This is a genomic window from Novosphingobium sp., from assembly GCF_040398825.1.
Taxonomy (GTDB): domain Bacteria; phylum Pseudomonadota; class Alphaproteobacteria; order Sphingomonadales; family Sphingomonadaceae; genus Novosphingobium.
In genome coordinates, this window is sequence record NZ_JBBATI010000008.1 from 106,887 (window position 1) to 115,814 (window position 8,928).

6 protein-coding genes and 1 tRNA gene are annotated in these 8,928 nt (G+C 64.9%); 2 read left to right on the plus strand and 5 right to left on the minus strand.

Annotated features, from left to right (window positions below):
• Positions 1-106 precede the first annotated feature (106 nt).
• From ABWP89_RS06460 to ABWP89_RS06470, 3 genes are read right to left on the minus strand one after another with little or no spacing between them, the layout of a single operon-like run.
• Complete coding sequence (locus ABWP89_RS06460; protein ID WP_353228035.1) at positions 107-1,051, minus strand: GumC domain-containing protein; 945 nt, start codon at positions 1,049-1,051, stop codon at positions 107-109.
• On the minus strand, positions 970-1,506 hold the full coding sequence (locus ABWP89_RS06465) for a hypothetical protein (protein ID WP_353228036.1): 537 nt from the start codon (positions 1,504-1,506) through the stop codon (positions 970-972). Before ABWP89_RS06465 ends, ABWP89_RS06460 begins: the two co-directional genes overlap by 82 nt.
• Complete coding sequence (locus tag ABWP89_RS06470) at positions 1,503-2,750, minus strand: polysaccharide biosynthesis/export family protein (RefSeq protein WP_353228037.1); 1,248 nt, start codon at positions 2,748-2,750, stop codon at positions 1,503-1,505. Before ABWP89_RS06470 ends, ABWP89_RS06465 begins: the two co-directional genes overlap by 4 nt.
• 281 nt (positions 2,751-3,031) lie before the next feature.
• On the opposite strand from ABWP89_RS06470, the gene ABWP89_RS06475 reads away from it, so the two are divergent.
• Positions 3,032-4,462: a sigma-54-dependent transcriptional regulator gene (locus ABWP89_RS06475; protein WP_353228038.1), complete on the plus strand. Its 1,431-nt coding sequence runs from the start codon at positions 3,032-3,034 to the stop codon at positions 4,460-4,462.
• Positions 4,459-7,791, plus strand: coding sequence for a PAS domain S-box protein (locus ABWP89_RS06480; RefSeq protein WP_353228040.1), 3,333 nt, complete (start codon positions 4,459-4,461; stop codon positions 7,789-7,791). The genes ABWP89_RS06475 and ABWP89_RS06480 overlap by 4 nt, the downstream gene beginning before the upstream one ends.
• On the opposite strand, the gene ABWP89_RS06485 is transcribed toward ABWP89_RS06480, so the two are convergent.
• Positions 7,760-7,833 (minus strand) — tRNA-Cys (locus ABWP89_RS06485). The two genes, ABWP89_RS06480 and ABWP89_RS06485, sit on opposite strands and share 32 nt — an antisense overlap.
• Before the next feature lie 120 nt (positions 7,834-7,953).
• Positions 7,954-8,757: a crotonase/enoyl-CoA hydratase family protein gene (locus tag ABWP89_RS06490; RefSeq protein ID WP_353228041.1), complete on the minus strand. Its 804-nt coding sequence runs from the start codon at positions 8,755-8,757 to the stop codon at positions 7,954-7,956.
• Positions 8,758-8,928 lie beyond the last annotated feature (171 nt).

An 8,928-nucleotide genomic window follows, 5' to 3' on the forward strand; every position in this document is an offset into this window, starting at 1 on the left:
TGGGCGTTTTGGGCGGCAAATATTTGCATTTTGCAACTGGCGCCTTTGCAAAAGGCAACGGTTTTGGCATTTTGCAAGCCTTGTCCCCGGCCGATGATCGTGGCGATCAGGCGTTTTTCAACATGCGGCGCAGGATCGGCTGGCGCAGCCACAACAGACCGAACGCAAACAGCGTCATCATCGTCGCCGCCAGCGCGCCCGCCAGGGCGATGCCGGTCGATGGGCTGCTCGGCGATTTGGGCAGCGACGGCGCGGCCAGCACCTGCACCAGCGGATAAGAGGCGAACGGGTCCTGCTTGTTGGTATCGAGCCGGGCCAGCGCCGATGAAAACACCGCCTCGGTCACGCGCTGGTCGCGTTGCAGATCGGCCAGTTGTTGCGCCTGCAATATCAATTGCGGCGCCTCGGCACGCGCGCGCGCCAGATCGCCATGCAGTTCGTTCAGCGCACTGCGCGTGCCGGCCGCCTGGGCATCGCTGGCGCTCATCGCCTGCATCAGCGCCGAACGGCCATCGCCCAGTTGCAAATCGGTATGGCGCAACAGCGCCGCTTCGGACAGGCCGGTCAGTTCCTGTCCGCGATGCACCAGCGCGGCCCGCAGTTCGGCGCTTTCGGCATCGGCCTGGGCCCGCGCGCTGTGCCGGGGGCCCAGCGTACCGGCCTTGAGCTGCGCGTCCGCATTGGCGACGGCATAGCGCTGCGCGAGTTCGGCAAACACGGGATCGCCCTTCAGCCGCATGATCACATTGGCGCGGTCCGGGCTGGTGTCCAGCGTTCCCGACAGGCGCCCGGCCATGCCGCCCTGCATGCGCATCTGCACACGCAGGTCGCGTTCCTTGTCGCGGATCGTATCGACCGACGCGATGCGGCTGTGGAACTGTTCGAGCGTGGCGAGGCCGTGGCTGGCCTGAAATTCGATCAGCTTGCGCTGCGCCGTTTTTACCTTGTCGGACAGCTCGCTCAGATGGGTCAGATCGGTTTCCTCGCGCTTTTTGGCTTCGTCCGCGCGCAGGGCCTGCAGTTCCTCGACAAACGCCTGCTGCAGCGCCATGGCCCGGCGATGCGCGCGGTGATGCTGATCGAAATCAGATTGGTCTGGTCAACCAGCTTGATCGTCGGTGCGGGGAACCGGTCTTCGTTTTCATGGGCGATCCGGGCGGCCGCGCGCAAGGTGACGTCGGCCGTCAGCAATTGTTTGTAATTCTCGGTCGGGCTGAGCGTGGGGCTGGCAAAGGCGGAATTGCTGGATCCCTGCGCCTGCCCGATCGATTCCACGTTGATCGAACTGCCGATGCCCGATCCCGGCAGGATCAGGCTGAACTGGCTGGTATAACTGCGCGGCATCGCGACCAGATAGACCGCGGTCAGCACCCAGATGCCGGCGATCACCGGGGCCAGGATCACGATATAGCGGCGATAGCGACCGACCGAAGGCAGGCCATTGCGCACCACGCGCCACATCCGCTTCAGCCGACGTTCGGCGACGATGTCCTGCATCGCGCTCATGGCTTCAGGCTCTTTACCAGCACGGCCGGGCCGAGCAGATTGCCCACCACGCCCACCGCATCGACGATCGTCATCGCCGTGCTGTCATAGCAGGCGATGGCATCGCCAGGCATCAGATAGGGATCAACCTCATCACGATCGGAATCGCGCACCAGCGCCTCCACTTTCCGGGCGATCACCACCGATCGGCCATTCACCGGATTGCGTGAGATCAGCACCGCGCTGCGGGCTGCGTTCATCGCCGAACCGCCGACGCAATTGGCCGCAATCAACCCCTGCAAAAAGCGCGTGCCATAGGGCAGGCTGGTTGAATCCCGGCCGATCGCAGACGAGGCATTGCTGGCCGCAGGGCGCGACAGGTTCGACATGTAAACGCGAATGCCCGGTGCCGTCACCGGGCTGGGCCGGACCAGCCGCGGCTGAAAACAGCCCGCCGAAGGAATGATGATGCGGTCACCGCGCGCCAGTTGCGGATCGACCGGCAGACCGCCGGTGCCATCGCTGCCCATGACCCCGCCCAGCACCGGGCTGAGGTCGATCCGGGCATAGCGATCACCACGCACAAGATAGACCGCATCGAGCGCGGCATCTGGCCGCAATCCGCCCGCAGCGCGAATGGCAGTGGCCAGCGATCGGCCATTGTTGAAATCGCCCAGCGCGGCATTGGCAACCGTTGTTGCGCGCGCATCGTTCGGGCGGTCGCCCGCGACGATCACGCCTGGCTCGAACACCGCACCCTCGACCGATACCGCAACGCCGGTGCGCTCGGTCGTGACGAGCCGAAGATTGTTGGCAATGGGGCGGATCAGGCCGGCGGCCACCAGCCGGTCGCGCAGGTCCTGCGCAACCGCAGCGCTGGTGCGACCGGTCGCGGGGATCGCGGCAATGCCGTTGATGATCAGGCTGCCATTCGCGGTGATCACATAGTCATGCGACAGCACGTCCTTGTCGCCGCTCACGTCGATACGCAGACGGTCACCCGGCCCCAGGATGTCGGGAAAGGCCGCCAGTGCCTCGGCCGGTTCAACCACCAGCGGGCCAAGCGCGGCCGGCAGCGCCGGGGTCGTGCAGCGATCGGCGACGGTGGCATCCGGCACGCGCTGCGCAGGCTGATACTGCGCCCCGGCAAGGTTGCCGGGCGTCGGCATCGTGGCGCACCCGCTGGTCAGGGCCAGCGTGAGCAGCGCGAAAGTCCGCAAGGGTCGGGCGGGGCAGGTCAGCGGTGGGCGGGGCAGCAGTGGCATGGCAATCTCCGGCGTTTCCCCCAAATATGGCAATCCCCGTGCCAGTTCGGTAAATACGCCGGAAATCGGCAATTTTGCCCGAACGCCGGCTGGATCGCGTTTTGCAACGGGCCGATCATTGCATTTTGCCGCGACCGGTTTTCGCATTTTGCAAAGATTTTTATACGCAAAATGCGAAAGAAATGCTAAGGATTTGCCCCTATCCCTGCGTTCATAGCTTTCGGAAACTGGCACGCATCCTGCTTACATTCGTCGGACACCTTCAAACCCTGGTACGACCCATGACCCGCAAACGCATCCTGATCGTCGAAGATATTCCCGCACTCGCCCTGATGTATGCCGGCCACCTGGAAAAGGCGGGCTATGAAGCGGTGGTGGTGGATACGGGTGCAGCGGTCCTGCGCGCGCTGGCGGACGGAGAGGCGTTCAGCGCCTTGCTGCTGGATCTGCAGCTGCCCGATATCGACGGCCTGGAACTGTTGCGCACCAGCCCCGATCTGCTGGCAAAACAGCCCGTAATCGTGGTTACCGCAGACGGATCGCTGTCACGCGCGATCGATGCGATGCGGCTGGGGGCCTATGATTTTCTGGTCAAGCCACTGGCGGCCAAGCGGCTGCTGGCGGTGGTCGCCAGCGCGGTCGAAACGGGGCCGACGATTTTGGCCGCGGCCCCGGTTCAGGCCGCCGGACCGGGTGCGCCGGCCACCGCGCCAGGCGGCTTTGTCGGCAGTTGCGCCGCCATGCGCGAAGTGTACCGGCAGATCGGCTGCATCGCGCGCAGCCGCGCGACCGTCCTGATCACCGGCGAAAGCGGCACCGGCAAAGAAGTCTGCGCCGACAGCATCCACCGCGAATCCGGCCGCAGCAGCGGGCCGTTCGTGGCCATCAACTGCGGTGCGATCCCCGAAAACCTGCTTGAATCCGAACTGTTCGGGCATGTGAAAGGATCATTCACCGGCGCGGTCAACGATCGCATCGGTGCCGTGCAGGCGGCGCACAAGGGCACGCTGTTCCTGGATGAGGTGTGCGAAATGGCGCTGCCGCTGCAGGTAAAGCTGCTGCGGTTTTTGCAGACCGGTACGGTCCAGCGGGTTGGCACCAGCCGGGTGGATGAAGTGGACGTGCGCATTGTCTGCGCCACCAACCGCGACCCCATGCGCGAAGTGGTCGAGGGCCGCTTTCGTGAAGACCTCTATTATCGCCTGGCGGTCGTCCCCGTGCACATGCCACCGCTGCGCGATCGCGGCAGCGACATCGCCGAACTGGCGGAAACCTTTCTGCAGCGCTTTTCGCGCGAGGAAGGCAAGCACTTTGGCCCGCTGGGGCAGGCCCAGGTGGCGGCGTTGTCCGCCTATCGCTGGCCGGGCAACGTGCGCGAACTGCAGAATGTCCTGCGGCGGGCCGCGGTGCTGGGGGATGGCCCCGATCTGCCGCTGTCGGCGATTCCGGCAGAGTATGGTCTGGCGCCGGCCCCGCCGGTTACGGCGGCAGCGGCGCCGGTCGCCCCCCCGCACCGCGCAGAGGCGGTACAGCCCGATTTCGCCGCCGCCTTTCGCGGCATGACACTCGACGAAATCGAACGGATCGTTATCGCCCGCGCGATCGACGACGCCGACGGCAGCCTGCCCGCCGCGGCCAAACTGCTGGGCGTGAGTGCATCGACGCTGTACCGCAAACGCGAACGATGGGCGTCGAACGGCCAGGCTGCATGAATCGTATTGCCAGCCGCGGGGCCGGCGGCGGTCTTCCGATGATCCCGGCGCGCACTGTTCTGGAAGCGCTGATTGTTCTGCTGACCTTGTTCGAGGCACAGTTCGTGCGCCGCCATTCCGGCGCGCTGACGGTCGTTCTGGTGCCATCGATCATGCTGGCGGCCACGTTTGCGCTGGAACGGCCGGCGGCGTGGAAACAGGTCCTGCGGATGGTTCTGGCCGCGATGATCGGGCTCATGCTTGGCGGCGTTACCGTGGCCACCTCGGCCGCTGCGGCAGCCATGGCCGGCATGCAGGCGCTGATCGGTGCCGCCCTGCTCAAAAGGCTGGCGCCGGGCGGTCTTGACCTGACCAGCCCCAATGCCGTGCTCAAACTGGCGGTCGTGGCCATCGTCATCGCGCCGGCGTTCAGCCTGGTGTTCGGCGTGCTGATGCTTTTGCGGGATGGCACACTGCCGGCGCTGTCGGCTTTTGGCCTGGCGGACGTTTTGAACGCCCGCGCCCTGCGATGGATCTTGCCCGATGTCTTTGGCATCGTCGTCGCCACCCCGATCTTTCTCGGGGCATTGGGGGACCGGTCGTTTGACATGGCGAGGCTGCTCTCGATCAAGCGGGTGGCCGGTTTTGCAGCGGTCGGCGCGCTGACTGCAGCGGTATTTTTCAGCAATGGGCATGCCTACATTTTCTTCGTCTGCCCGGCGCTGATCTGGGTCAGCCTGGCGCTTGGTATCCGCGATACCGCTGCGGCGCATCTGCTGTCACTGATGATCGCGACCGTGGCGGTCGCCAGCGGCAATGGCCCGGCCGACGTGCTGGCGATCCCGCCCGACAGCCGGTTTTTCTATCTCGAGACGGCCTATCTGTGCTGCTTTGGCTGCATCCTGCCGATCGCCGCATCGATGGAGGCACGCCGCCGGCTGGAACAGGAACTGGCGCAAACCGCGGCCTTTACCGCCCAAATTCTCAACAACATGCAAGAGGTCGTGTTCCGCACCGATGCCCGCGGGCGCTGGACCTTCCTCAATCCGGCGTGGGAGGCGATGACCGGCATTGCGGTGGTCGAAACGCTGCGTGGCGCCGGGACCGCGCCGCTTGATCTTGGTGATATTGTCGACAGACTGGCGCATTCCCCGCGGCCGCGCGACGATGATAGCGAAGTTCTGCGGACCTATCGCAGCTTTGTCCGACGCGATGGCGAAGCACGTGAAGCCGACATCAGTGTCCGGATGATCCGCGGCGCTGACGGAACGTTCGAAGGCACTTCCGGCAGCATCCGCGATGTGTCCGACCAATTGCGGTACGTCGGCGCGCTGGAGGCCAGCGAGCAGCGGTTCCGCCGGTTGTGCGACACATCGCCGATCGGCATCCTGCGCTGCGACCGGGATGGTCTGGTTACCTATATCAACCAGCGCATAGAACTGCTGGTGATGGCGCCTGCCGCATCCATCATCGGCAGGCCGTGGGTAGAGGTGCTGGGATTGGACAACAGCCGGCTGGCCGAACAGGTCAATCGATCGCTGATGACGCCCGGTGCGATTTTCGAAAACGAAATCCAGTACAGTGATCAGGCCGGGCTCAAACGCTGGCTGACCTTCAGCGCCACGGGTGAATTCGAAAACGGTTCGCGGCTCAGCGGCTATATCGCGGTGGTCACGGACATCACCCAGCGCAAAGCCAGCGATGTCGAACTGGCGACGCGCACGCGCGAACTGCGCCTGGTCACCGAAAACATCAACGACATGGTGTACCGGCTCGGGCTGGACGGGCGGTGCCGGTATGTCACGCCATCGGTGCGTGAGGTTATGGGGCACGATCCGCAGACCATTATCGGCATGCCGGTGCTGGTGCGGATTCATCCTGACGAGATCGACAGTGTCCGCGCCGGGTTTGACCAGCTGGCGCAGGGCACCATCGATGATCTGACCATCACCTACCGATCGCTGCCAGCGAAATCGACAGACGAATACCTGTGGCTCGAAGCAAACTGCCGGTTGCTGCGCAACCGCAAGGGGGAACCGTTCGAGATCGTGGCATCGGTGCGCGACATCACCGCGCGCAAACTGCTCGAACACGATCTGATCGAGGCGCGCCGCCGCGCCGAGCAGGCCGCCGCGACCAAGAGCGAATTTCTGGCCAACCTCAGCCACGAAATCCGCACCCCGATGAACGGGGTGATCGGGCTGGCAGAGCTGCTGATGGATCACCCGCTTGACGCCACCAGCCGCAACTATGTCCGGCTGATTTCTGAATCCGGCGCAACCATGATGAAGCTGCTGAACGACATTCTGGATATCGCCAAGATCGATTCCGGGCGCCTGCAACTGTCGGTCGAACCCTTTGACCTGCATGATTGCCTGGCCGATTGTTTAAGCCTGATGACCGCCAGCGCGGTCGGCAAGGGCCTGGCGCTGAACCTGGCCATCGCGCCCGATGTGCCCCGGCGCATTGTCGGGGACAGCCTGCGACTGCGCCAGATCCTGGCCAACCTGATTGGCAACGCGGTCAAATTCACCCACGCCGGACAAATTCGCCTGTCGGCCACGACCGAGCGTGACCAGCTGGTCATCGCGGTAGAGGACATCGGCATTGGCATTGCGAATACGGCGCAGGCCCGGGTGTTCGAGGATTTTGTGCAGGCCGGGGCGGGCATCGCCAGCGGCTATGGCGGCACTGGCCTGGGCCTGCCGATATCACGCCGGATTGCGCAGGCCATGGGCGGGACACTGACCCTGCACAGCGCCCCGGATGTCGGCACCACGCTGGTGCTGCGAATCGGTCTGGTCCTGCCCGACGCAACAGCCGTGTCCACCCCGCAGCCCGCCCCCGTGCCACCGCCGGATTCGCTGGCGCCGCTGCGGCTGCTGGTGGCCGAAGACGGCCGCACCAATCAGATGATCGTCACCGCCATGCTGAACAAGCTGGGCCACCAGGTCACTTTGGCGCAGACCGGTGAAGAAGCGGTGGCCATGGTTCACGCAGCCATGGCCGCGAACCAGCCCTTCGACGGAGTGCTGATGGATATCCAGATGCCGGGAATGGACGGCATGACCGCAACCCGCAACCTGCGCAGCAACGGCATTTCCGCCGACATGCTGCCGATCGTTGCGGTCACCGCCAACGGCTATCAGGAAAACATCGACGACTGCCTGGCCGCCGGGATGCAGGGGCACCTGGTCAAACCCGTGCGCATGGCCGAAATCGCGGCCGAACTTGCAAGAGTGGTCCACCCGGGTTCGGCAACCCGGGCCGCCCCGCCCGCACGAGAAAAAGCACCAACGTTGCCAGAACAAGGGAAATTGGAGGCCCGAGCCGGAATCGAACCGGCATAAACGGATTTGCAGTCCGGCGCGTAACCATTCCGCCATCGGGCCCCCGGTGCCGGCGCGCGCAGCGGCGCCCGGCAAGAGAGCAGCGCGATTAGCCGAGGCGGGGCGGCAGGGCAATCGGTTTGTTTGGGAATCCCTTGCGCGTTCGCGATCAGGGCGCGGCCTTTACGGGTCGACGAATTCGGGCGTGCGGCGGGCCATGCCGGCGTGGACCGATTCAATCTGGTTGGGCGAATGCATCAGCGCGATCTGGGCGACGCTTTCGGCCAGCAGCACGTCGGCATCGGCCATCTGCGCGGTGCGATTCGACAGGTCCTTGGCGCTGCGCACCGCATCCGGGCTTTTGTCGGCGATCGTGCGCGCCAGGTCCAGCGCATGCGCCAGCGGATCGGCCGCAGTGTGGGTGGCAAAGCCCATCGTCACTGCCTCCACCCCCGTAAATTCGCGATGGGTATAGGTCATTTCGCGCAGGACATCATCGCGCACATTGCCGCGCCACAGCAGGTATCCGCCCATGTCGGGCACCAACCCCCATTTGACCTCCATCACCGCCAGCCGCGTGTCCGGATGCGCAATGCGGATGTCGGCGCCGCTGGCAATCTGCAGCCCGCCACCAAAACACACGCCATGCACCGCCGCGATCACCGGCACCGGCAGATCGCGCCAGACCGTCGCAACATATTGCGGGCGATTGGCGATGCCGTGGGTGCGGTCGGCCAGCGATCCATCCTGCCAGCGGTCGCTGCGGCCAAAGCTGGTCAGGTCAAGCCCGGCGCAAAACGCTCGGCCCGCGCCCGACAGCACCACCACCCGCACCCCGGACAGGCCGCGCACATAGTCGCCCGCCTCGATAATCGCGCCGAACATCGCATCATCCAGCGCGTTCATCTTGTCCGCACGGTCGAGCAGCACATGCGCGACATGGTTGGCGACAGTGACCGTCACCCGGTCCTGAAAATTGGCGATCATGGCAACGTCTCCGGACAAGTTCATCGCGCGATTAAATGCCCGGTGATGGCACGCGTGTCCAGTGCTCACCCCGGGCCGACGCTTGTACGAAGTCGCGCTATGCGCGACTCAGACCACCCGCCCCGCCTCCCCGCCCGACCACCAATGATACCATCATGCTGTGGTGGTCGG

Bases quoted from the DNA above. Each gene is read 5' to 3' on its own strand.
- ABWP89_RS06460 (WP_353228035.1), bottom strand. From the start codon at position 1,051: ATGGCGCTGCAGCAGGCGTTTGTCGAGGAACTGCAGGCCCTGCGCGCG.
- ABWP89_RS06465 (WP_353228036.1), bottom strand. From the start codon at position 1,506: ATGAGCGCGATGCAGGACATCGTCGCCGAACGTCGGCTGAAGCGGATG.
- ABWP89_RS06470 (WP_353228037.1), bottom strand. From the start codon at position 2,750: ATGCCACTGCTGCCCCGCCCACCGCTGACCTGCCCCGCCCGACCCTTG.
- ABWP89_RS06490 (WP_353228041.1), bottom strand. From the start codon at position 8,757: ATGATCGCCAATTTTCAGGACCGGGTGACGGTCACTGTCGCCAACCAT.
- ABWP89_RS06480 (WP_353228040.1), top strand. From the start codon at position 4,459: ATGAATCGTATTGCCAGCCGCGGGGCCGGCGGCGGTCTTCCGATGATC.
- ABWP89_RS06475 (WP_353228038.1), top strand. From the start codon at position 3,032: ATGACCCGCAAACGCATCCTGATCGTCGAAGATATTCCCGCACTCGCC.